27 protein-coding genes are annotated in these 23,337 nt (G+C 42.3%); 18 read left to right on the top strand and 9 right to left on the bottom strand.

The annotated features are described in order from the left end of the window. Positions 1–112 precede the first annotated feature (112 nt). Positions 113–4,345: an nSTAND1 domain-containing NTPase gene (locus LAY57_RS04940; RefSeq protein ID WP_249065188.1), complete on the top strand. Its 4,233-nt coding sequence runs from the start codon at positions 113–115 to the stop codon at positions 4,343–4,345. Between the two features lie 69 nt (positions 4,346–4,414). Here the strand turns inward: LAY57_RS04940 and LAY57_RS04935 are convergent, their stop codons facing one another. After that, the gene (locus LAY57_RS04935; RefSeq protein WP_249065187.1) at positions 4,415–4,870 is read right to left on the bottom strand and encodes a hypothetical protein; all 456 of its coding nucleotides are present in this window, start codon (positions 4,868–4,870) and stop codon (positions 4,415–4,417) included. 302 nt (positions 4,871–5,172) lie between these two features. On the opposite strand from LAY57_RS04935, the gene LAY57_RS04930 reads away from it, so the two are divergent. Next, a complete protein-coding gene (locus LAY57_RS04930; protein WP_249065186.1) occupies positions 5,173–5,796 on the top strand; it encodes a caspase family protein in 624 nt (207 codons plus the stop codon). 137 nt (positions 5,797–5,933) lie between these two features. Here the strand turns inward: LAY57_RS04930 and LAY57_RS04925 are convergent, their stop codons facing one another. After that, positions 5,934–6,299, bottom strand: coding sequence for a WD40 repeat domain-containing protein (locus LAY57_RS04925; RefSeq protein WP_338022355.1), 366 nt, complete (start codon positions 6,297–6,299; stop codon positions 5,934–5,936). A 44-nt stretch (positions 6,300–6,343) separates the two neighbouring features. Beyond that, positions 6,344–6,658 (bottom strand): hypothetical protein, encoded by a 315-nt coding sequence (locus tag LAY57_RS04920; RefSeq protein WP_249065185.1) that lies wholly within the window; start codon positions 6,656–6,658, stop codon positions 6,344–6,346. 774 nt (positions 6,659–7,432) lie between these two features. Here LAY57_RS04920 and LAY57_RS04915 point away from each other — a divergent pair. The 8 genes from LAY57_RS04915 (at position 7,433) to LAY57_RS04880 (ending at position 13,433) form a co-directional block, all read left to right on the top strand. Then, entirely contained in the window at positions 7,433–9,994 is a 2,562-nt protein-coding gene (locus LAY57_RS04915) for a sigma 54-interacting transcriptional regulator (protein ID WP_249065184.1), read from the top strand. 102 nt (positions 9,995–10,096) lie between these two features. Continuing rightward, on the top strand, positions 10,097–10,732 hold the full coding sequence (locus LAY57_RS04910; RefSeq protein ID WP_249065183.1) for a DUF488 domain-containing protein: 636 nt from the start codon (positions 10,097–10,099) through the stop codon (positions 10,730–10,732). Next, complete coding sequence (locus LAY57_RS04905; RefSeq protein ID WP_338022354.1) at positions 10,701–11,162, top strand: DUF488 domain-containing protein; 462 nt, start codon at positions 10,701–10,703, stop codon at positions 11,160–11,162. The genes LAY57_RS04910 and LAY57_RS04905 overlap by 32 nt, the downstream gene beginning before the upstream one ends. Next, complete coding sequence (locus LAY57_RS04900) at positions 11,150–11,872, top strand: dual OB domain-containing protein (RefSeq protein WP_420839062.1); 723 nt, start codon at positions 11,150–11,152, stop codon at positions 11,870–11,872. The genes LAY57_RS04905 and LAY57_RS04900 overlap by 13 nt, the downstream gene beginning before the upstream one ends. Positions 11,873–11,923: 51 nt before the next feature. Next, the gene (locus LAY57_RS04895; RefSeq protein ID WP_249065181.1) at positions 11,924–12,244 is read left to right on the top strand and encodes a hypothetical protein; all 321 of its coding nucleotides are present in this window, start codon (positions 11,924–11,926) and stop codon (positions 12,242–12,244) included. Then, positions 12,241–12,747 carry a type II toxin-antitoxin system YhaV family toxin gene (locus LAY57_RS04890; protein WP_249065180.1) on the top strand — a complete coding sequence of 169 codons (507 nt, stop codon included), beginning with the start codon at positions 12,241–12,243 and terminating at the stop codon, positions 12,745–12,747. The genes LAY57_RS04895 and LAY57_RS04890 overlap by 4 nt, the downstream gene beginning before the upstream one ends. A 148-nt stretch (positions 12,748–12,895) precedes the next feature. Continuing rightward, positions 12,896–13,099 carry a hypothetical protein gene (locus LAY57_RS04885; protein WP_249065179.1) on the top strand — a complete coding sequence of 68 codons (204 nt, stop codon included), beginning with the start codon at positions 12,896–12,898 and terminating at the stop codon, positions 13,097–13,099. Then, positions 13,062–13,433, top strand: coding sequence for a type II toxin-antitoxin system PemK/MazF family toxin (locus LAY57_RS04880; protein ID WP_249065178.1), 372 nt, complete (start codon positions 13,062–13,064; stop codon positions 13,431–13,433). The genes LAY57_RS04885 and LAY57_RS04880 overlap by 38 nt, the downstream gene beginning before the upstream one ends. Positions 13,434–13,506: 73 nt before the next feature. Here the strand turns inward: LAY57_RS04880 and LAY57_RS04875 are convergent, their stop codons facing one another. Continuing rightward, positions 13,507–13,911: a hypothetical protein gene (locus tag LAY57_RS04875; protein ID WP_249065177.1), complete on the bottom strand. Its 405-nt coding sequence runs from the start codon at positions 13,909–13,911 to the stop codon at positions 13,507–13,509. A gap of 34 nt (positions 13,912–13,945) precedes the next feature. Beyond that, positions 13,946–14,224, bottom strand: a complete 279-nt coding sequence (locus LAY57_RS04870; protein ID WP_249065176.1) for a type II toxin-antitoxin system RelE family toxin — start codon at positions 14,222–14,224, stop codon at positions 13,946–13,948. Between the two features lie 95 nt (positions 14,225–14,319). On the opposite strand from LAY57_RS04870, the gene metH reads away from it, so the two are divergent. From metH to LAY57_RS04840, 6 genes are all read left to right on the top strand, one after another. Further along, entirely contained in the window at positions 14,320–17,868 is a 3,549-nt protein-coding gene (gene metH, locus LAY57_RS04865) for a methionine synthase (RefSeq protein WP_249065175.1), read from the top strand. A 52-nt stretch (positions 17,869–17,920) separates the two neighbouring features. Beyond that, the gene (locus LAY57_RS04860; protein WP_249065174.1) at positions 17,921–18,211 is read left to right on the top strand and encodes a hypothetical protein; all 291 of its coding nucleotides are present in this window, start codon (positions 17,921–17,923) and stop codon (positions 18,209–18,211) included. A 23-nt stretch (positions 18,212–18,234) separates the two neighbouring features. Then, complete coding sequence (locus tag LAY57_RS04855; RefSeq protein WP_249065173.1) at positions 18,235–18,579, top strand: hypothetical protein; 345 nt, start codon at positions 18,235–18,237, stop codon at positions 18,577–18,579. Further along, positions 18,569–18,931: a toxin-antitoxin system TumE family protein gene (locus tag LAY57_RS04850; protein ID WP_249065172.1), complete on the top strand. Its 363-nt coding sequence runs from the start codon at positions 18,569–18,571 to the stop codon at positions 18,929–18,931. The genes LAY57_RS04855 and LAY57_RS04850 overlap by 11 nt, the downstream gene beginning before the upstream one ends. Before the next feature lie 90 nt (positions 18,932–19,021). Further along, entirely contained in the window at positions 19,022–19,318 is a 297-nt protein-coding gene (locus LAY57_RS04845; RefSeq protein ID WP_249065171.1) for a nucleotidyl transferase family protein, read from the top strand. After that, a complete protein-coding gene (locus LAY57_RS04840; RefSeq protein WP_249065170.1) occupies positions 19,308–19,691 on the top strand; it encodes a toxin-antitoxin system TumE family protein in 384 nt (127 codons plus the stop codon). The genes LAY57_RS04845 and LAY57_RS04840 overlap by 11 nt, the downstream gene beginning before the upstream one ends. Before the next feature lie 53 nt (positions 19,692–19,744). On the opposite strand, the gene LAY57_RS04835 is transcribed toward LAY57_RS04840, so the two are convergent. Together LAY57_RS04835 and LAY57_RS04830 are read right to left on the bottom strand one after the other, a co-directional pair. Further along, positions 19,745–19,936: a hypothetical protein gene (locus tag LAY57_RS04835; RefSeq protein ID WP_249065169.1), complete on the bottom strand. Its 192-nt coding sequence runs from the start codon at positions 19,934–19,936 to the stop codon at positions 19,745–19,747. Between the two features lie 168 nt (positions 19,937–20,104). After that, positions 20,105–20,608: a helix-turn-helix domain-containing protein gene (locus LAY57_RS04830; RefSeq protein ID WP_249065168.1), complete on the bottom strand. Its 504-nt coding sequence runs from the start codon at positions 20,606–20,608 to the stop codon at positions 20,105–20,107. A gap of 158 nt (positions 20,609–20,766) precedes the next feature. Here LAY57_RS04830 and LAY57_RS04825 point away from each other — a divergent pair, with 158 nt between their 5' ends. Continuing rightward, positions 20,767–20,985, top strand: coding sequence for a hypothetical protein (locus tag LAY57_RS04825; protein ID WP_249065167.1), 219 nt, complete (start codon positions 20,767–20,769; stop codon positions 20,983–20,985). A gap of 661 nt (positions 20,986–21,646) precedes the next feature. Here LAY57_RS04825 and LAY57_RS04820 read toward each other — a convergent pair. Both LAY57_RS04820 and LAY57_RS04815 read right to left on the bottom strand, forming a co-directional pair. Then, positions 21,647–21,871: a hypothetical protein gene (locus LAY57_RS04820; protein WP_249065166.1), complete on the bottom strand. Its 225-nt coding sequence runs from the start codon at positions 21,869–21,871 to the stop codon at positions 21,647–21,649. Between the two features lie 14 nt (positions 21,872–21,885). Further along, entirely contained in the window at positions 21,886–22,419 is a 534-nt protein-coding gene (locus LAY57_RS04815; RefSeq protein WP_249065165.1) for a poly(ADP-ribose) polymerase family protein, read from the bottom strand. Positions 22,420–22,989: 570 nt separating this feature from the next. Between LAY57_RS04815 and LAY57_RS04810 the strand changes: the two genes are divergently transcribed. Beyond that, entirely contained in the window at positions 22,990–23,331 is a 342-nt protein-coding gene (locus LAY57_RS04810) for a hypothetical protein (protein WP_249065164.1), read from the top strand. The last annotated feature ends 6 nt before the right edge of the window (positions 23,332–23,337 follow it).

Below are 23,337 nucleotides of genomic sequence, written 5' to 3'. Positions count from 1 at the left end.
CTGTATAATTAGCAACTTGCATTACTTATTTTATTAGCAAATTTAAATAAATATGATATCTTTAAACAATCAGAGGTAGTAGCCAAGAAAAAGAATAGGATTCCTATCTCCCATGACTAACAGCACCCCTGTCAAAACAATTTTGATTTTGGCAGCTAATCCCAAAAACACGGCTCCCTTGCGATTGGAGGAAGAAATACGGGAAATTGATGAAGGATTGCGACGGGCAAATAAGCGAGAACAGTATAAATTAGAACAAAAATGGTCAGTGCGTTCTCGTGATTTTTACCGAGCGATTTTAGATTATCAACCCCACATAGTTCATTTTTGCGGACATGGTGCGGGAGAAGATGGAATTGTCCTAGAAGATGATACCGGAAAAATGGCGCTGTTGCAGACAAACGCCCTCGCCAGTATGTTTAAATTGTTTGCCAAAAAAGGGGTAGAGTGCGTAATTTTCAATGCTTGTTATTCAGAAGTACAAGCAGAAGCAATTAGCCAATACGTTAATTATGTAATTGGCATGAATAAAGCTGTGGGAGATAGAGCAGCAGTTGCCTTCGCAGTAGCGTTTTATGATGGAATTGCTGCTGGGTATGAAATGGAAGAAGCCTACGAGTTAGGTTGTTCGCAGATGATGAGTTTCTTGGAGCAGGAAACTCCCGTTTTTAAGAAAAAAAAGTTAATTGATACTCCGATCGATCATAATTCAATTCCTTTTGAAGATATTATTCCACCTAACCCTTACCAAGGATTATCTGCCTTTGGGGAAGAAGATGCCGACTTCTTTTTTGGACAGGAAAAATTTGTGAATAATTTAGTAGAAGTAACCCATAAACAACCATTGGTAGCAGTAGTCGGGCCAAGTGGCAGTGGGAAATCTTCTGTGGTGTATGCGGGATTAGTTCCAAAATTGCGAAAAGAGGGAAACTGGTTAATTGAATCTTTCCGTCCGGGAAAAGAACCGTTTGTGCAGTTAGCTTCTGCATTAGTGCGACAATTAGAACCAGCAGCGGGGGAAACTCAACAACTGCGAGAAACAATGGGGTTAGCAGTTGATTTGCGAAATGGTAGAATCACTTTGCAGCAAGTGGTGTCTCGCATTTTAGAGCTTAACCCAGATAAACGGTTGTTGTTAGTTGCTGACCAATTTGAAGAACTGTACACCCTTTGTCAGGTGAAGGAAGAACAGGAACGTTTTGCTGATGGGTTGCTAACGGCGATTGCTCAAGAAAATATTAGATTAGTTTTGACTTTACGGGCTGATTTTTACGGTTATGTGCTTTCTTATCGTCCGTTGCGGGATGCTTTGCAGGAATTTACGCCACAGTTACTCAGTTCCATGAAACGGGAGGAATTACAACAAGCAATTGAATTACCTGCTCAAAAATTGGAAGTAGAATTAGAACTGCAATTAACCCAACGCATTCTAGATGATGTGGGGCAAGAACCAGGGAATTTACCATTATTAGAATTTGCCTTAACTCGGTTGTGGGAAAAGCAAATAAACAGAGAGTTAACTCACCAAGCTTATGAAGAAATTGGCGGGGTGAAAAAAGCCATTGCTAATCATGCAGAACAGGTTTATCAACAACTGAATGAAATAGAGAAAAAACAGGCACAGCGAATTTTTGTGCAATTAGTGCGTCCAGGGGAAGGAACAGAGGATACTAGGCGCGTTGCTACCCGTGCGGAAGTGGGGGAAGATAACTGGAATTTGGTGAGTTATTTAGCTGGATATCAAGCGCGTTTGGTGGTGACGGGACGGCAGAAAGACCTAACCCCCCAACCCCCTTCCCTTGCAGGGAAGGGGGAGCAGGGAAGCCCCTCCCCTCGCAGGGGAGGGGTTGGGGGAGAGGTCTTTGAAGATACGGGAGAGGTGGTGCATGAAGCGCTGATTCGAGAATGGGGAACTCTGCGCGAATGGATGAATGCTAACCGTCAGTTTCGGACTTGGCAAGAACGGTTGAAGGTGGCGTTACGGGAGTGGAAAAATAACAACCATGACTCTGGGGCACTGTTGCGCGGTGTGCCGTTGACTGTGGCAGAAGATTGGTTGCGAAAACGTGCGGATGAGATGACGCAGGAGGAGCGAGATTTTATTCAAATTAGTGTTAGGGAACGGGATAGAGAGAGGCAGGAACGTAAACGCGAACGGCGACTGCAAATTATCGGGTTAAGTGGCTTTTCATCTGTAGCGATGATTCTGGCTGGATTTGCTATCTATCAGCTTCAACAAGCCCAACGTCAGCAAGTGGAACAACTAGCAGCAAGTTCTAAAGCTTTGCTAGCGGCAAATCAGCCTGTTGAGGCACTTGTCAATGCTATTGCTGCTGTTGGTTTAGGTAAGTCAGCCTTTGTTCAATTTCCCCAATTTCTTGATAATTCTGCGCGTGACAGTTTACTAGATGCGATTTTAGTTAACCGGGAATTCAATCGCTTGCAATATAAAAGTGAGGTGAAGTCGATAGCTATCAGTCCTAACGGAAAGTTGATTGTCAGTGGTAGTAGTGACCAGAAGATTCACTTATGGGATGCCACTACAGGTCAGCCAATTGGAGAACCCCTAGAGGGACATGAAGAAGGGGTGACTTCGGTAGCTATCAGTCCTAACGGAAAGTTGATTGTCAGTGGGAGTTGGGACAAGACAATTCGCCTGTGGGATGCCACTACAGGTCAGCCACTTGGAAAACCCCTAGAGGGACATGAAGAATCGATCAGTTCAGTAGCTTTCAGTCCTGATGGTAAGGGCATTGCCAGTGGGAGTTGGGACAAGACGATCCGCCTCTGGAATGTCACTACAGGTCAACCACTTGGAAAACCTCTAGAGGGACATAAAGCTGGGGTGATTTCAGTAGCTTTCAGTCCTGATGGCAAGCGCATTGTCAGTGGTAGTGACGATAAGATGATTCGCCTCTGGAATGCCACAGGTCAGCCTATTAAACAACCCCTAACAGGACATCAGGAAGCTGTTTATTCTGTAGCTTTCAGTCCTGATGGCAAGCGCATTGTCAGTGGTAGTGACGATAAGATGATTCGCTTATGGGATGTCACCACAGGTCAGCCCATTGGACAACCCATAACAGGACATCAGGAAGCAGTCACTTCTGTAGCTTTCAGTCGCGATGGCAAGCAAATAGTTAGTGGTAGTCTTGACAAGACCATCCGCCTGTGGGATGCCACAGGTCAGCCCATTGGACAAGCCTTACCAGGACATCAGGAAGCTATCTATTCTGTAGCTTTCAGTCCTGATGGCACGCAAGTAGTTAGTGGTAGCCTTGACAAGACCATCCGCCTCTGGTTTGTCACCATGAATCAGATCATTGGGGAATCTAAGCAATTGGTTAATTCCGTGGCTTTCAGTCCTAATAGCAAGCGGGTTGCCAGCGGACACGAAGACGGTATGATTGGCCTGTGGGATACCACTACAGGCAGACCTATTGGACAACCACTAAAAGGACATTTAGAGAATATCTATTCGGTTGCCTTTAGTCCTGATGGTAAGCGTATTGCCAGTGGTAGTGACGATAAGACCATTCGCTTGTGGGATGCCACTACAGGTCAGCCCATTGGAAAACCCCTAATGGGACATCAAACAGCAGTTTTGTCAGTAGCTTTTAGTCCTGATGGCAAACGTGTTGTCAGTGGTAGTGAGGATAACACTATTCGCTTGTGGAATGCCACTACAGGTCAGCCCATTGGGCAATCCCTAAAGGGACATCAGGAAGCTGTCTGGTCTGTTGCCTTTAGTCCTGATGGCAAGCGTGTTGCCAGTGGTAGTGAGGATAAGACCATTCGCTTATGGGATGCCACCACAGGTCAGCCCATTGGGAAACCTCTAAAAGAACATTTAAGTGGGGTCTATTCGGTTGCCTTTAGTCCTAATGGCAAGCGTATTGCCAGCGGTGGTAGTGATAATACAATTCACTTGTGGGACATTACTAGCGGTCAGCCGAGTGGACAACCTCTAAAAGGACATCAAGGTACAATTACTTCCCTTGCTTTCAGTTCAAATGGTAAGTGGATTATTAGTGGAAGCCAGGATAAGACCATTCGCCTGTGGGATGCTAATACAGGTCATCCGATTGGACAAGCTCTCAAAGTATACAAAGCATCGGTCAAGTCGGTTGCTTTCAGTCCTGATGGTAAGTGGATTGTTAGCGGTAGTGAAAATACAATTAGTTTATGGCCAGTTTCTTGGTTGGTTTCCTGGCAACTTCCGCTTGAAATAGCCTGTAAGCAATTGCAGAAACATTTTATCTTCATTCAGCCTAAGAACTATTCGACGCAAGCCGCTAAGAAAACTTGTCAGCAGTACATTCGGGCTTTTGGTCAAAGAAAGTAGTCATCTTAAACTGCGTCCTACTGTAGGCAGTTTAGGATGGCTACTTAATCAGTGTTTTGATCAATGAGTTCAATGAGGACATGGTATGCACTTATTCTTTATATTTCGACACTTACATCTCGAGAAAGTAAGCTGGTCTTTCAGAAATGAAAGAATTTCCTCTTTTCTATCATCTGAAATAGATGGAGGAAAAGCATATTGTGGTTGTCTAATAAGTGATCTAGCAGCTATAGTAACATCAATTATCTCTAAATCTTTATAGACATCACTAAAACCTGTTTTTCTCAATATCTCATTATATTCTTCCCAGATAGTTTTCGATGACTCTGTTGCTTCTCTAACTACCTTTGATGAAACAATGGTAGTAAAATTAACCACTTTAACATCTTCCAACCCATATTTTATTTGAAGTACTTGGTTAAACTCTGCAAAAAGTGGATTTAAAACAATTATAATTTCACGCGGGTTTGGTTCTTGATTCTCGGAAATATTAGTATTTAAATTTTGATCAGTATTATTAGACATACTCAAATTTTCCTTAAACACTTTAAGATTAAGACTTAGCTCCAGACTCTAGGGCAGTATAACACATAACATGGCAAAAAAAGAAGATTTTAATATTTCATCAAAATCTCTTTTTCTATCTTTAGAGTTTAGTAGGGCATTTGGTGTCAGAACCCATCCAATAGTTAGATAGGTTTTACTTCTGCTATGTTACAGCGGGAACCGCTGTAATGCAGTACACTAAGCTGTATTGCATAAAACCCCCACTTCAACCCTAATATAAAAATAAAACCTTTTCCAAAACCCCTTACCCACCAAAAACCATGACTAACCCAACTCCCAACTTCTACGCCCTCCTTATCGCGATCGATTTCTATTTCCCCAATAATTTACCAGATGGACGTTACAGAAACCTGAAGGGATGCGTCCGAGATATTAACCATGTCGAAACCTATTTAAAAGATACCTTCAACCTCACCCCCGACCAAATTATTAAACTCACCGCTACTGCTTCTGATAATCCTGAACAACCGAAAGAACCCCCAGAACTCTTACCCACTTATGAGAATATTGTTGCTAAATTTAAAGAACTAACTGCCAAAGCAAAACCGCAAGACCAAGTATATATTCACTACTCCGGTCACGGCGGACGGGCGAAAACAATTTATGAAAATATCAAGTTTTCTGGTGGTTTAGATGAAACCTTAGTTCCCACAGATATTGGTCTACCAAATTCTCGTTATTTGCGCGACTTAGAATTTGCTAAACTCCTCGACGAAATGGTACAAAAAGAGTTAGTTGTAACTCTCGTACTCGATAGTTGTCATTCCGGTGGCGCAACCAGAGAAATAGAAAAAATAGAAACAGACGACTGGAATGTGCGCGGTGGCTGTTTTGATGATATGACGGAACGACCTAAAGATAGTTTAGTTGGGGTGTGGTCATAAGTAGTTGGTTGAAACGAAAAGCTTTTCTTCTGGGCCTTGTCCCCCTTGTCCTCCTTGTCCCCCTTGTCCTCCTTGTCCCCTACATCACCAACGGGTTTTGACCACACCCGTTTAGTTGCGCCACTTGAGGAATTAGCTCAAAATTGGCAAAATTTAACAGAAAATACTCGCAATATTACCGTCGTCAATGGTTTGTTACCAGAACCAAAAAGTCTATCGAAATCCCAAATCCACAGTTTGATGGTCTTGTCAGCGCTCGCAGAAGCCAAGGTCTTGCCATTGGGACTCCATGCGACGCTATAGACCTGACTGCTATGCCCAGTCAGGGTAGCGATCGGTTTTTGGGTTTGCAGGTTCCACAGTTTGATGGTCTTGTCATCGCTAGCAGAAGCCAAGGTCAAGCCATCGGGACTCCATGCGACACTCTCGACCGAATTGCTATGCCCTTCTAAAGTATTCCGCTCTTTTACTTGGGAAATTGATTGTTGCAGCGCAGTTATCATTTGCCCAGGCGATCCACCACATATTGATTATAAAGGACAAGGCTTTAAGGATCTTCGTAAACAAACAATTTTAGCCTTCCAAAAACTTTTGTATTTTTATCCCCCATAGGAGTACACAAAATTTGATAAGCTTCTGTATTCACCTGAGCGAAAATCTTTTGACCAAATTCTACCGCTCCTTGTGAAATTGGTGTTCTAGCTAGAGCATCAAAATCAATTGAGCCTACAGAAAAACCTCTTGGGGCGCTGTTTCCTGTTAAATCTCCCCCCATCTCTTCCGCTAGGTTACTTAAACTTGCTTTCAGTACATCCTCATCAAGGTCATATATCTTTTGTGTTAGGTCATGAACTTCCGTCATAGGAATGAATCCTTATTTTAGTTATTCTAGTTACGTACTATAGCATTTTCATTTGATTTGTGAAATCCTCTTTCTTCTTTCTTTACTTCCTTTCCTTTGCACCTAAGCGCTACGCGAACGTGGTTCATAAAAAAATCCAAATCAAATGAAAATACTATATTTTTTAGAGTTATAGCGCTACGCGCTAGTATAGTTACAGATTAGAATAGACTACACTGAGCTACACAGAGATTCAATTCAGTATTTGTAACCCACATTCCGCAGATGTGACTCATCTTACTGGTAATTTTGAAAAATCCAAGCCCGAAAAAGTTTCCCAGCCTAATTTTTTTGCCTTTAGCTTCTATTCTTCATTGAAATAAATAGACAATATTTACAGCCAAAATTAATTGGCGATTTAAATGTGCTGTTTGAACGTTGTCAGAAACTTTTAAATCTTCAAGAGTTAATCCGAGGGTTGACCCATTTTTATTGGTGGCCAGAAGCTCCAATTTAATTATGGTCAATCGACCGGACATGATATGAGTCAGTTAGGACGTTCTTAATTCCTGAAACCGTTCGGTGTTCGGCGAAGGCTCACTGAAGCCGCGAGCGCGGAAGTTGAGCGTTCGACTGAGCGCTCACGCCGAAGTCTTTGTCGAAACTCAGTCGAGCCGCGCTCACGGCGAAGCCCTTGATTATAGGCCCTTCTGACCCTAGCCCCTAGCAAGTTCGCCCCTAGTCCCTAGCTATATATCTTTAAAATATAAAGTAAGTTTTATCAGCGAGCCAAGTATGACAGCGACCGACGCAGTGATATGGCTACAAGAACGAACAGCCTTAAGTGTGCTGTCGGAGAGGGTATTGGAGGCGATCGCACAAGTTTTAGAAGAAAAAGTCGTACCGGCGCACACCCGCCTCGTTATGGAGGACACGCCACCCGAAGGTCTTTATATTCTAAAACAAGGACGGCTGGAAGGCGATCGCACCAATCAAACTGGTTCTGTGTGGGATGTTAGTTTACTACAGGGTGCGATTGTACACTTACAGGAGCTGCTGTTTGGGCAATTGGCGCAGAGGACTGTAAGAGCGATCGGCGAAAGTCAGTTGTGGTTTATTCCAGCCGACAAATTTCGCCAATTAGTAGCCGATAATCCCGAAATTACCCAGGCTTTTTCGCAACAACTGGCAATGGAACTAGCGCAGATATCTTCTCAGCTAGCTTATGAGCAAGAACGTCAAGCCATATTGCGACCTTATCTAGTCACAAAGGCCAAACGGGGTATTGTAGGCAAAAGTCGCTATGCAGTGCGTTTGCGGCAGCAAATTAAACAAGCAACTGAAGATCGTCGTTCGGTGCTAATTTTTGGGGAACCCGGACTCGAAAAAGACAACATCGCTGCGCTAATTCATTTCGCTTCTCCTCAGCGGCGAGAACCGATGATTAAAATAGATTGCAGTAAGTTGCAAGCAAATGGTGCTGAATTATTTGGTCGTGTTGGCAGCAAACCTGGTTTAATCGAATGGCTAGGCGAAGGAACTTTACTGCTCAACAACATCCAAGAACTTCCCTCAGAATTGATGCCCAAAATAGCTCAATTGCTGGAAACCGGAAACTACACACCAGTCGGAAGTCAGGATCGGAGGGACACAGAAGAATTTCACTCAGCACTCAGCACTCAGCACTCAGCACTTAGTTGTCTGGCACGCATTTTGATCATATCTGAAAAAACGCTGCCCAAGATCGATCGCCTAGTTACTCATTTAATTAAAGTCCCCCCGCTGCGAGTGCGAAAAACCGATATTAGCGACCAGATGGAATACTACATTCGGTTGTTTTGTCGAGCCAAAGGTATTGCCAATCCTCACATAACCGCAGAAGCTTTGAGGTGGTTACAAGCTTATGATTTTCCTGGAAATTTTCGAGAATTGGAAGGTTTGGTGGAACGAGCGCTTGTTCAGTCTGCTGGTAATAAAGAACTAACTGAAGAAGTATTTTGGTCGTTACAAACCAAGAAAAAACAATTTCGCGTCAATCTTTTAAATGCCTATCCTTGGCTGCGAAGATTTTTACGCAGTGAATGGTGGCCCGATCGGATCAATTATGGATTCACCTTGGGATTTTTTGCTATTGTTGTCGCCCTATTATTTCTCGGCCCTCAACATCGCAATGAAAATGTTGCTTTAAATCTGTTTTGGGCTTGGTGGTGGCCGTTAATTCTGATCGGTTTTCCCTTTGTAGGACGCCTGTGGTGCGCTGTTTGTCCCTTCATGATTTATGGGGAAGTCACCCAAAAACTTTCCCTATGGCTTTGGCCTCGTCAGCTAAAACGGTGGCCGCGACAGTCAGCCGAAAAATGGGGAGGATGGTTTTTGTTTGGCTTATTTGTCTTAATTTTTCTGTGGGAGGAACTCTGGCATTTAGAGGATACGGCTTACCTCTCCGCCTGTTTGCTGCTGTTAATTACTGCGGGAGCCATGATTTTTTCGGCAATTTTTGAACGCAGGTTTTGGTGTCGGTATCTGTGTCCAATTGGGGGAATGAATGGGCTATTTGCAAAGTTATCGATGATTGAATTAAGGGCACAGCAGGGAACTTGTTCTGCTGAATGTACCACTTATCAATGTTACAAAGGGGGGCCTCAAAAAGGTGAAGGTTTGGAGACTGATGGCTGTCCTTTGTATACTCACCCAACCCACTTGGAAGATAACAAAGATTGCGTACTTTGCATGACTTGTCTCAAAGCTTGTCCCCATCGATCGGTTGAGTTAAATTTGCGTCCTCCCGGCATTGAACTTTGGACAACTCATGTGCCTCATGCCTATGAAGTGGCGCTGTTGTTGTTACTTTTAGGGGGGATTTTCCTCCACCGCTTGCCGGAATTGCAATCTTTGTTGGGGTTGAATTTAGATTTAAGTCAGTTTTGGGTGCATTTGGGATTTTCTTTGGCAGTTTTAATCGTGCCTGCACTGGTTCCACTGTTGGGTTATAGCTTGATTCAATTGTTTCATGGTTCGGTAAAGCCCCGCTCGTTTGTAGAGTTGGCTTATGGTTATTTGCCGCTGGTTTTGGGGGGAAACTTAGCCCATTATTTGCGGCTGGGTTTAGGCGAAGGAGGACGAATTTTACCTTTAACTTTCGCGACTTTTGGCTTCAGTGGTGAGGGGTTACCCGTGTTGGTAGGACATCCCGCTGTAATTGCGTTTTTGCAAGGAACCACGCTGATTTTTTCGGTGGTTTTGACGATATTTTTGACGCAAAAGATTGCTCATCAACCGCTGCGTTTCTTGCTACCCCAACATCTGGCTGCTGTGGTTTTGGGAGCAAGTTTGTGGGCTATTATTGTCGTTAACTAATTACTGCTTGACTATAGAAACCCGGTTTCTTCAAGAAACCGGGTTTCTGGGGTGCTATATACTGCTTGTCCTATCAGTAAAATAAAATACCAGGTAATACTTATGAAAATCGGCAATTACAAAGAGTTATACACGATCGGTCACTCAAATCTCAGTATTGAAGCTTTTATTTTGTTACTTCAGCAACATGGAATTACGGCAGTGGCAGATGTGCGATCGCACCCCTACAGTCGTCGTTTACCCCACTTCAGTCAACCCGCCTTAAAAGCATCATTACAAAACATTGGCATTCGCTATGTTTTCCTGGGTCGCGAATTAGGCGCAAGACCGGAAGATTTAAGCTGTTACGATAATACTGGCAAAGCGCTATACGAAAGAATTGCCGCAACTAACCTATTTGCCGAAGGAATTCAGCGTTTAGTCAAAGGCGCAGAAACCTACCGAATTGCCATGATGTGTGCTGAAAAAGACCCGATCACCTGTCATCGCACTATTTTAGTTTGCCGTCAACTGCGAAACTTAAATGTGCAGATTAATCATATTTTATCAGATAGTACTTTGGAATTGCAAGAGCAACTAGAAACAAGACTCTTAGGCAAGTTTAACAAAAATTTGCATCAGCCAATTCAATTAAGTCTATTTGAATTGCCAAAGGATGAAATTGACCTAGAAGAAGCTTATAATCGACAAGGTAATGAAATCGCTTATGTCAAAGAAGACCATGAATCAAGAGATTAACTTATTTACGATCGGCTTTACCCAAAAAAGCGCCGAGCAATTTTTTGAGACTTTACTCAAAGCAGGAGTTCAGCGAGTCATAGACACACGCCTGAATAATGTTTCCCAGTTAGCAGGATTTGCCAAACGCAAAGACTTAGAGTATTTTCTGCGGAAAGTTGGCAATATCGAATACGTTCACATTCTAGATTTAGCACCAACCAAAGATATCCTTGATGACTATAAAAAGAACGGCGGTGCTTGGGACACCTACGAAAAAGAATTTGTAGATTTAATGGTCAAACGCCAAATAGAGAAGAAAGTTTCACCAGATATTTTAAATGGAGGCTGTCTGCTATGTAGCGAAGCTAAACCACATAATTGCCATCGCCGCTTAGTTGCCGAATATTTGAATGAAAAGTGGAGAAACGTAAAAATATGCCATCTGTGAAGAGGATAATTTGCCTTGCTAATTCATGGAAGCGAGGCGAGAGGTGCATCGCCGGAATTACCCCAATGAAAGGACAGTGGATTCGTGCTGTTTCCGATTTACCTGATGGTAAAGTTCCCAGAGAAATGCGATTGATTGGGGGGACAGAACCGGCGTTATTAGATATTATAGAAATTCCTCTAGCCAAGACCGGGCCTGACTTTGGTTTCGAGAGCGAAAATCTCTCCATCTTACCGGGAAAATGGCTGCGATCGGGCCAAGTTCCGCCTGCCTACCTACTCAAATATTGTAGCAAAGAGGAATATATTTTGCACAACGATGAGAGATATGTAGAAGTCCCATATTTGCAATCATTGCCTTTTGATCAGCGGCGCACTTTGGAACTGGTAAAAGCCGTAGAAATATCGGTTAAACCTCTTGGTGTGAAATATGAGGGTAGTCAGAAATGGTCAGGTACAATTGTGACCGAAAATGGTCAAAGATTGACAACAACTATCACCGATCCGGTATTTGTGAGAAAATTAGATTTAGGATATCGTCCGAAAAATCATTGTTTGGTAACAGTTAGTTTGAGTATGCCTTGGCGACCTGATGATTGGGAAGGTGGCGATCCTTGCTGGAAATTGATCGCGGGGGTGATAGAGTTGCCTGATTCTGCGAAGAAGAAAGTAGAGGTAAAAAGCGATGAATATGACGATCTGCCGTTTTGAAGTTCAGATGGTATGATTGTTTTATGTAGTGGCAGCAATGGAATTGAGATTATGACATCCAAAATTTATTCAGTAAACCCAAAAGAAAAGGAAAATTTGCCTAGTTTACCAGTACCACAATCATTTTACAAAGATAATCCGCAATGGGCTAATGCCAGCTTTAAAATTGAGGTTTTATCTGACAACACTCTACTGGTGAGATTAGTGTCTGAAGATGACGATGAAGAAGAAGAAGATCCCCAAATGCTGCGGCTATTCCTAGATGCGCTGATGGCAGATGTAATAAAAGATCCGTCTATTCTTGTGCCTTACACAGCAGAAATGAAAGCTGAAGCAGATGCACTTTTAGAAGGAGTCATAGTAGAAGAATGAGTTATCTTATTTTCAACGGGTGGAATATCCGTTTCCACCCTTTATTCGGACAACAGTGGAACGATTTATTGAGTGATGCTACGAAGCTAAGAGGGCGATTATCAGCGACAGAATATCGCTCTCATCCAAGGGTCAAGTTATTTGCGGCTGTGAAGCAGGGAATTGAAGAAAAAATTCCCTTAGATCCTTTTTCTCTTCGTTTTGCCCTTAAGGATAACCTGCGGGGATACAGTCGTCTCAAAGGCATGGGTCTACCAAATAGGTATCGACTGTTTTTTAGAGCATCTCAACTGGAAGAACAAAAAGAAATAGTCATTTTGTGGTTAGGTTATCCTCGCAAAGAAGGAGATAAAAATGATTGTTATGCGGTTTTTCAGAAGATGGTTTTAAATGGCACGTTTCCCGCAAGTATGCAGGAATTGATTGACCAATGCGAAACGGGTAATGGAGCGATCGAATCAACAAATGAGGATGCAAAAGAGGAGAATGGGGATAGCGAGTAGGGAGTCATCGCAGAAATTGAGCTAGAGCGCAGATGAGTTACAATTTTCTTATTCTGCGAGTAGCTCAGAAACATTTGGCGTCGCAATCTTTCCTCTGGCAAAATTCAGCATTTTGTGGTATACATTGAATATAGCGATCGAGAACACCATGAATATTCACGAAAAACTTTTGAGTGCGATCGAGCAACTTTCAGATGAACAGTTATCGATACTTCTAAATGTAGCTCTTTCTCTCAAAAGTGGAAAAAATTCTGTTCAACAGATGGTTTTATCCCAAGGTTATCAGGATTGGCTAAGCGCTGAAAATGACATTTATGACGAACTCTTTGCCGATGAACTTACAGCGCGGTAATGTCGTTTTGTGTCAGGTGCCTATGCCTTCAACTCAGCTTCAGCAGTTTAAAATTCGCCCAGCTTTGATTGTCTCGGCAGATCGGCTTAACCAGATTCTTGATGATGTGATGATTGTGGCTTGCACTTCCAACACTAGCCGTTCTTTGACGGTAACACAATATTTGATAACAGGAGAGGAAATTGCTAGTGCTGGTATCAGAGTTGAGTCAGTTGTTCGCTGCGAGTCAATTTTTACATTAAATAAGCTGATGATTATCAGAAAGCTGGGATCTCTTTCGGCTGAAGCAATGAATCAGGTGAATAGCTGTTTGATGGTGGCTTTAGAATTATAGAGATCGATCGCACTCTTTACCTAACTCCATCCTCACAGGCGATCGCGCTTTTGCCTTCCTATCTCATTACCTCCTAGTCAGACTTGTGAATGTAGTTCGGATTGTTAGGATGCCAAGTTCCGATGTCTACAGTTGCAGGCAGTCCTGGGTGAAGCTCGAACAGGTAGATATGTAGGAAGAGTTCATTGACAATGAACACACCGTAGTCATCCATCGGGTAATTTTCTAGGAAGAGTCTGACTTGAGGCTCCTGCATCACTTGTGCGTATAGACCTATCCAATCCTTATCCTTCGGCTCCACAAATGGGCAGTAGCCGCAGCTTCCATCCTCCTGAACATAAGCTCCCCTGCCATAGTTGGAGTGCCATCTCTTGAACTCCTCAGCCCACTGCTGTCCTGTTTGCCCATCAAAACTCTTGAGGTCGTAGGCCAGTATTGTAAATTCATTTGAAGCTCTTTTCTGTTTGCGTTTAGCCATTTCTTCACCTCTTTATCAAGATACAACATATATTTTATTGCAAAAAAGTAGTGCGATTGCCCACCTTTACTACAACAACGAGTAAGACTCGATCGTAGATTTCGTAGACAATGCGATAGTCATCAACGCGAACACGGTAAGCGTTTTCTTCACCTGACAACTTTTGCACATCGGGCGGGGATCTAACTCTAATTCTGCCAACTTCTGGTTGCTGTAATATAACTTGCGCGATCGCATCTACCAAGTTATCCTTCACTTCCTCAGTCGTTAAACGGACAAATCCCTCATCCTCACCAACTGTCCCGTATTTCATCAAATTCTTCCCAAACTCTCAAAAAATTGCAAAATAGATAAAGTAGCTCATTCCCAAATTAACCCAAATAGCTATTTGAAAATCGTTTTGCACCTATGACACATCCCTTCCTGCAACGCCTCCACAGTCCAGAACGTCCCGTCATCGTCTTCGATGGCGCAATGGGAACCAACCTGCAAAAGCAAAACCTCACCGCTGCTGACTTCGGGGGGGCCGAATACGAAGGTTGCAACGAATACCTCGTCCACACCAAACCGGAAGCCGTTGCGATCGTGCATCGCGATTTCCTCGCCGCCGGTGCAGATGTGGTAGAAACGGATACCTTCGGTGCTACTTCCGTAGTGCTAGCAGAGTATGATTTGGCACATCAAGCCTACTACCTCAACAAAACCGCTGCGGAACTGGCCAAGCGGGTCGCTAACGAATTCTCGACGCCAGAGAAACCCCGTTTCGTGGCAGGTTCGATCGGGCCAGGAACTAAGTTACCTACCTTGGGACATATCGATTTTGATACACTGAAAGCTGCATTTACTGAACAAGCAGAAGGACTGATCGACGGCGGCGTTGACTTACTAATCGTGGAAACTTGTCAGGATGTGCTGCAAATTAAGGCGGCGCTGAATGGAATTGAGGAAGTTTTTCAGAAAAGAGGCGATCGCCTCCCCCTGATGGTTTCAGTAACAATGGAAACTACGGGTACAATGCTCGTCGGTTCCGATATCAGCGCAGTACTGACAATTCTGGAACGTTACCCGATCGATATTCTCGGTCTAAACTGCGCCACCGGGCCAGACAGGATGGCCGAACACATCAAATATCTCTGCGAAAGCTCGCCTTTTGTGGTTTCCTGCATCCCCAACGCTGGTTTGCCAGAAAACATCGGCGGTCACGCACACTACAAGCTGACCCCGATGGAATTACGGATGGCGCTGACCAAGTTTGTCGAAGATTGGGGCGTGCAAGTGATTGGCGGTTGTTGCGGTACTCGTCCTGACCACATTGAAGCATTAGCAGAAATTGGCAAAACTCTCAAGCCAAAAGAACGTCATCCCAACTACGAACCATCCGCAGCATCAATTTATACTGCACAACCCTACGAACAGGATAACTCTTTCCTGATTGTAGGCGAACGGCTAAACGCCAGCGGTTCCAAGAAATGCCGCGACTTACTAAATGCCGAAGATTGGGATGGATTGGTGTCTTTGGCGAAATCCCAAGTCCGCGAAGGGGCTCATGTCCTTGATGTGAACGTGGATTATGTGGGACGAGACGGCGTGCGGGACATGAGGGAATTGGTGTCACGAGTGGTAACAAATGTGACATTACCCTTGATGCTGGACTCGACAGAATGGGAAAAAATGGAAGCGGGTCTGAAAGTTGCCGGAGGTAAGTGTATACTTAACTCTACCAACTATGAAGATGGTGAAGAACGTTTCTTCAAGGTTTTGGAAATAGCTAAAAAGTATGGTGCTGGTGTAGTAATTGGTACAATTGATGAAGATGGAATGGCGCGAACAGCAGAGAAGAAATTTCAAATTGCCCAACGCGCTTATCGTCAAGCTGTAGAATATGGTATCGCACCCCAAGAAATCTTTTTCGATACTTTAGCATTACCAATTTCTACAGGTATCGAAGAAGATCGCGCCAACGGGAAAGCTACCATAGAGTCGATCCGTCGCATCCGTCAAGAATTACCAGGATGTCATGTTATTCTTGGTGTTTCTAATGTTTCTTTCGGCTTAAATCCAGCCGCGAGAATAGTGCTGAATTCCATGTTTTTGCATGAAGCAATGCAAGTAGGTATGGATGCAGCAATTGTCAGCGCCAGCAAGATTTTGCCCTTAGCAAAAATTGAGCCAGAACATCAAGAAGTTTGCCGGAAGTTAATATATGATGAACGGGAATTTGACGGGAATGTTTGTGTTTACGATCCTTTAGGACTGTTAACTACACTGTTTGAAGGAAAAACCACAAAACGCGATCGCAGCGAAGACAACAACCTCCCAGTCGAAGAACGTCTCAAACAACATATTATCGACGGCGAACGGATTGGTTTAGAAGCACAACTGACAAAAGCACTAGAAAAATATCGTCCTCTGGAAATCATCAATACTTTCTTACTGGATGGGATGAAAGTTGTCGGCGAATTGTTCGGATCTGGACAAATGCAACTACCTTTCGTATTGCAATCAGCCGAAACCATGAAAGCAGCAGTAGCATATTTAGAACCTTTCATGGAAAAGAAAGATGCTGGCAATAATGCTAAGGGAACCTTCATAATTGCCACAGTAAAAGGTGATGTTCACGATATAGGTAAAAACCTAGTTGATATCATCCTTTCCAATAATGGCTACAGAGTTGTGAACTTGGGGATTAAGCAACCAGTTGATAACATCATTGAAGCTTACGAAAAGCATAAAGCTGATTGTATTGCGATGAGTGGTTTGCTGGTGAAATCTACCGCATTTATGAAGGAAAATCTGGCGGTATTTAACGAACGGGGAATTACTGTGCCGGTAATTTTGGGTGGCGCAGCGTTGACTCCAAAATTTGTCCATCAAGATTGTCAGAATGCCTACCAAGGTAAGGTAATTTACGGCAAAGATGCCTTCGCAGATTTGCATTTCATGGATAAATTAATGCCTGCGAAGGTTGCTGGTAACTGGGATGATTTGCAGGGATTTTTGGATGAAATTTCCACCGCAGATAAACTCAAATTAACGCAGATAGAAGAAAAGTCTGCTAAGTCTAATGGTGAAGTTGTAGCTAAGGAACCACAGGAGGTTGATACAAGGCGTTCGGAAGCTGTGGCGGTAGATATTGAACGTCCGACTCCGCCTTTCTGGGGAACGCAAGTTTTCAAGCCGGAAGATATCTCCTTAGAGGAGATTTTCTGGTATTTGGATTTGCAAGCTTTGATTGCTGGACAATGGCAATTCCGCAAACCAAAGGAACAATCGCGGGAAGAGTACGATAATTTCCTCGCTGAGAAAGTTTATCCTGTTTTGGAACATTGGAAGCAGCGAGTTATTGAGGAAAAGTTATTGCATCCGCAGGTAGTTTATGGGTATTTTCCTTGTCAGTCTGAGGGAAATTCACTCCTTATATATGATTGGGAGGGAATGAACCGCCAAGACGCCAAGAAAGAGGTAGCGAGGTTCAATTTTCCGCGTCAAAAGTCTTTAAAGCGTTTGTGTATTGCTGATTTCTTTGCACCTGTGGAATCTGGACATATTGATGTGTTTCCGATGCAGGCGGTGACGGTGGGGAATATTGCGACTGAGTTTGCACAGAAATTGTTTGCAGATAATCAATATACTGATTATTTGTATTTTCATGGTTTAGCTGTGCAAACTGCTGAAGCTGTGGCGGAATGGCTACACGCCCGCATTCGTCGCGAGTTGGGTTTTGGAAGTGATGAACCGGATAATATTCGGGATATGCTTGCACAACGTTATCGCGGTTCTCGTTACAGTTTTGGATATCCGGCTTGTCCGAATATTGCAGATCAGTTTAAGCAGTTGGAGTTGTTGGGGGCAAATCGCATCAACCTCCACATGGATGAAAGCGAACAAATTTATCCCGAACAATCTACAACTGCGATTATCACCTATCATCAAGCGGCGAAATACTTCACCGCTTAAATAGTAGGGTGGGCAATGCCCACCTTACTCAACATTAGTTTATGAGGATAGTATGGCAGAATTGAAGATTAGATCTAAGTATCCAGATTCCTTAAAATCGATCGTTGAAAGCGCACTTGCAGAAAAACTGCGATCGCTTGAAGCTGGTATTCGTCGAACTGAAGAACGGATACAGGAATTTGAAGCTAAGTATCAATTATCTACGGAAGAATTTCTGCATCGTTATGAAAATGATGAATTCACCGAAACTCTGGACTTAGATGAGTGGATTGGGGAAGCTTGGATGTTATCCCATTTGCGTGAAAAAAAAGAAAAAATAGAAGGTATTGAATTTGTTGATTGAATTAAGTATGATTGAGTTTGTTAATGGGAAATAATTTCCAGTATAATGGAAGCAAAGATAACGATCGAGAAGATAATATGGCAGAACTAAAAATTATTTGCGAGTATCCAGATACTTTAAAGAAACTTATAGAAGAAGAGGTAGCCCGGAGATTGCGATCGCTTGAAGATGGTATTCGACGCACGGAAGAACGCATTAAAGAATTTGAAAGCAAATATCAGATGTCTACAGAAGAGTTTCTGCGTCGGTATGAAAATGATGAAATTCAGGAGACTCTGGAAATAGATGAGTGGATAGGAGAATCTTTGATGTTGAAAGGGCTACAGGAAGATTTAGATACATTTAAAGGAATTGAGTTTGTTAATTGAGGATTATTTTCAGGGCGTCCGCAACATTATTGACGCTTGTTCGGTAGTGCAATTAAGCAACGTCAACTACGACACGCGCAGCATTTATAGAGGCTTCATTCGTGGTGAACTAAACTTTTCGGATGGATTTGTTCTTTACCTGCGTGAGTTTGTGGATGTTGAAACAACGAGCGAGCGGGAAATGTACTCATATCATTATGAAGATGCCTCGAAAAATTTGATTTTTCGCTATGATAATACGAGGCATCACAAAAAACTGAATCTTCCCAATTATCCGCATCATAAACATGATGGCAGCGAAGAAAATGTAATTTCCTCAAACGCGCCAATGTTGGCAGATGTATTGAATTAAATTGTGGTATCTTTGGGATAGTGTGGCATTTTTCATGGTTTATTAACCGTCCTGTATAATGAAAACACCGATAACGATCGAGAGGATAATATGGCAGAGCTTAAGATTATTTGCGAGTATCCAGACTCGTTAAAGCAATTCATAGAAGAAGCACTATCAAAAAGAATTGCATCGCTTAAAGATGGTATTCGACGGACTGAGGAACGCCTTCAAGAATTTGAAAGTAAATATCAAATGTCTACAGAAGAGTTTTTGCGACGCTTTGAAAATGATGAACTTCAACATCGATTAGATATGGAATTTGATGAGTGGGTTGGAGAATCTCGAATGCTGAAAATGCTAAACGACAAAGTAAATAAATTAAGGGGGGTTGAGTTTGTTAATTGAAAACTATTTCCAGCTACTTAGGGAGTTAATTGAATCCTGTACATTAGTGCAGTCGTTCAACCTCATACCTGCAACAAGAGGCGAGTCAGAAGGTTTTATTCGTGGTGTAATCAACTTAACAGATGGTTCAATGCTTTATTTGCGTGAGTTTGTGAATGTTGAAACGACTATCATCCGTGAAATGTATTCATATCAGTACATGGATGGCTCAAAAAATCTGATCTTTCGCTATGACAACGTGGAACATCACAAAAAATTGAATCTCCCAAATTATCCGCATCACAAACATGATGGCAGCGAAGAGAATGTAAATTCCTCAAACGCGCCTATGCTGGCAGATGTATTGAATGAGATTGAGAGTTTGTTGGGATAGCGCGATCGCACGTCACCCCACTAAAATAAACATTCCCCACCCTACGTTAATTTTTATGCCGTTGCTGCCTTTTTATCCAATTCATTTTTTGATTGATTTATCTCAGACTGAGATATTTCTGAGTCGGCAATCTCATCCTCGAAAACTTCCGGGCAGTGTTTCTTCAGATTGGCAATAAATTGCTCAGTGGTAATTTCTGCAAAATGCTTGCCAATCAGTTCAGCCGCTCTTTTGGGATTTGCCATTATAAAATTACTCCTTATAGTTCTATCAAACAAGATTCTTCAATTAGAGATGTATCTCTGACGGCTATTTGGATATGAGTGCGATCGAAAACAGCAGAATTAGGAAAAATGCGCTGACCCTCCACGAATACACCTCGAATCAGACGAATACTTTTCCAATTTGCCCTCTTATTCTTTTCCGTTGGTTTCTGGGCTTTGTACTTGTATATCTTGGAATATTGTAGACTCTGAAGTAGTAGGAGTTACTATCCTGAGATTAATATCAAGTATCAATTGATTTTTTTCTAGAGTTATATTGGCCTGTTTAACCAAAAGCTTCAACGATACCCCATCATTTAACTGATATTCAGAAGCTACCTGATTTTTGTACCCGGCTTCTTCCAACCATTGTGTAATATTTCTCCAGTTATCTATCTTTTCCTCGCTATTTTTGCCAAGAAGATTTTTAACGTAATTGTATATTGTCTTACTAAGGTCTACTCCAACTCCCTTAATATCTTTATCCAGTTTTTCAGCAATCTCAGCGGGACTATAGCCGCAAAGTAAACCGCGTAGACGTAGTTCTTCAACAGGTGTTAAAGGTTTTCCTTTGGCAGAACTAAGGTCTTTATACAGCCTTTCTAAATTCCAGTGAATAGCTGCTTCTGAAAACGGATCGCGTGTAGGTGTCATAAGGTGAGTGTCCTAGAAAAGAAAAATTCCTAACTTAATCCTATTGTATTCCTAGTGTTGGCAGGATTGCAACCCTATTTTTTCTAGCTTAAGATAGAGCAAAGTTTACTTTTTCTAGTTTAGGTTAGAGCCAATTTAACCCAGTAAAGGAGAAAGACATGAGTCATGGTACAGACCCCGTAATTACCGTAGCTACGATTGCCGTCGGTAGTGCAGCAGTTTGGACAGGAACCTACGCCGGAGCGCGAAACAAAGGTAAGACACACGAGCAAGCTTGTCATAGAGCAAATGAGAGACTCACAGAGGTGGTTCATCATATAGGACACGAGAAAGCGCAAGAGGCTCGCTTAGAAGCTATGCGGAATCTATACACATAGCTTTCGTTAGTACCTATCCAAAAACTTACCAGAATGCTTATTGCAACTGAAAGTTACTCATGTTTTTGGATAGGTTTTCCAACTAAATAAACACGAGCTTCTCCTCTTGTAAGTTTTATCAATTCCTTTATTTCACACCCGTTCGCCAGAAAATTATGAAACCTAAAGCTGTTATACCTTTTATAGTGTTAGCACTGATTGTACTTTTCATCATTGTTTTTATTAAAAACTTCTTCGGAGCATAAAAAGTTTTCAAGTTGTAGGGTGCGTCAGAAGCATAAAATTAGCAATCGAATCCAAATTGTTGCTATCTGACACACCTTACTAAACGTAACTAGCAATTTAGGTTAAATAGTAAATGCAAAAGCTATCGCCAAGGATAATTTAGAAAATTCTCAATAAATACTGGATAATTTACAAAATTTAAAAATATTTGATGTGAGCTATTTTACGAGTGGTACTTTGACCATGACTCTGATTATCTCCAAATCAAACGCTATGCGGAAACCCTCAACTATCTGCGTTTATTAATTATCGAATATATTACCCAATCGGCGACATCGCTCAATTAAATGTTGTAGCAAGGCATTTGGGAAGAGGCGATCGCACTCCCCATCACCACAAAAACTGCGATCGCACTTCCCCTCACAACCCCTACAACTCAATCCTCCTTTCCCTCAACAGCGCCTCTAAAGCTTGATAACGCTGCCTTTTTCTCCAATTCATTTTTCGATCGATCTGTCTGGCGCTGAGGTATTTCTGATTCCTCAATCTCATCCTCAAAAACTTCCGGGCAGTATTTTTTCAGATTCTCAATAAACTGCTCAGGCGTCACTTCCGCAAAATGCTTGCTCAGAATTTCGCCAAACTCTTTCGGATCTAGCATAATTTAATTCCTCCTTATATTTCTATTAAACAAGGTTCTTCAATCAAAGATCTATCTCTGACGGCTATCTGGACATGAGCGCGATCGTACAGATAAGAACCTAAAAAAATGGGCGAACCTTCTAAAAATACTGCTCGAACAGCACGAACTGTTTTCCCTGTTTGTTCTTGAAAGTAACCGACCGCATAATTAATTACAGCGCAGTCTAACCGATGAGCGCCAGCGGTTTGTCTGGGTAAAGGTTGGTTTACTTCCCGACACTTCGTTACATAAGAGTTATGTGCTGCTGCGATTTTTGAAGACCAACTGATGTCCAGTAAATCGATACAGTCTTCCAAGCGGATGGTGGAACGAATTACAGCCGGATTTGCAGGATGTTGCTGCTTGGCCCATTCCCAAGCGCGTACTGGTGCATCTTGGAAGAAGTAAACCCCCGTTCCTAGCCAGTCGTAGTCATTGGAACTAACGTTAAAACCCTGCTGAATAATTGTTGTCGCCACCTCCGTATTTGTACCGTGATAGCCGTAGACTCGAATTGTCTCAGGCACTCAGAACCTCCTCACTACCTTACCTTATGCGATCGTAACAAAGCAGTTACAGTTTGCGTTCCTACATTTTCCCACCGCGAGATCGCAGCTTTTCCAATTTTGCCCTCTTATTCTTTTCCGTTGGTTTCTGGGCTTTGTACTTGTATATCTTGGAATATTGTAGACTCTGAAGTAGTAGGAGTTACTATCCTGAGATTAATATCAAGTATCAATTGATTTTTTTCTAGAGTTATATTGGCCTGTTTAACCAATACCTTTTATAGTGTTAGCACTGATTGTGCTTTTCATTATTGTTTTTATTAGAAACTTCTTGGGAGCATAAGTTTACATCAGAGATTGCATAATAGATGAAGCGATCGCACTCCCCATCACCACAAAAAGTGCGATCGCCCCAGCCTATGTAAACCTTTATTACTTGTTTGAGTATAATTTCTACACGATCCTTTTTGAGAATTATTCTGTGGTATCCTATAATTGTAGCATTTCTACCGAGATGGCTGCTAAGATGGCCTATCCTTAAATGCGATAAATATAGAACAATTCTGTCCTAAAAAACCACTCTATCTTTGGATGAACCCTAATAACCATGATGATATTGATCGAAGTGAAAAAACAGATCCTTATGAACAAATACTGTTTGAGGGATACACAGATGCAGAGATAGCAGAAATCAAAAGTCTCATGGAAAAATGGGATAAAGCAACCTATCCCAATATAGCCAATAGTATTGTAGATCATGCCGATCGACACGGTTTTACAGGGAATTATTTAAAATACTTGAGAAAAGCCAATAACTTTAACAAAAAAGGTGCGCGAAAGAAACTCTTACCTAATGGCGCATTCAGATGGAATAAAGGCATTGAATTTCTCATAGAAAGAGATGGAAAAATCATATCATACGGTGAAAATTGAGGAAAC

It is taken from the genome of Argonema antarcticum A004/B2 (assembly GCF_023333585.1).
Taxonomy (GTDB): Bacteria; Cyanobacteriota; Cyanobacteriia; order Cyanobacteriales; family Aerosakkonemataceae; genus Argonema; species Argonema antarcticum.
The sequence above is the reverse complement of the archived record's forward strand: the minus strand, read 5'-3'. Positions and strand labels throughout refer to the sequence as shown.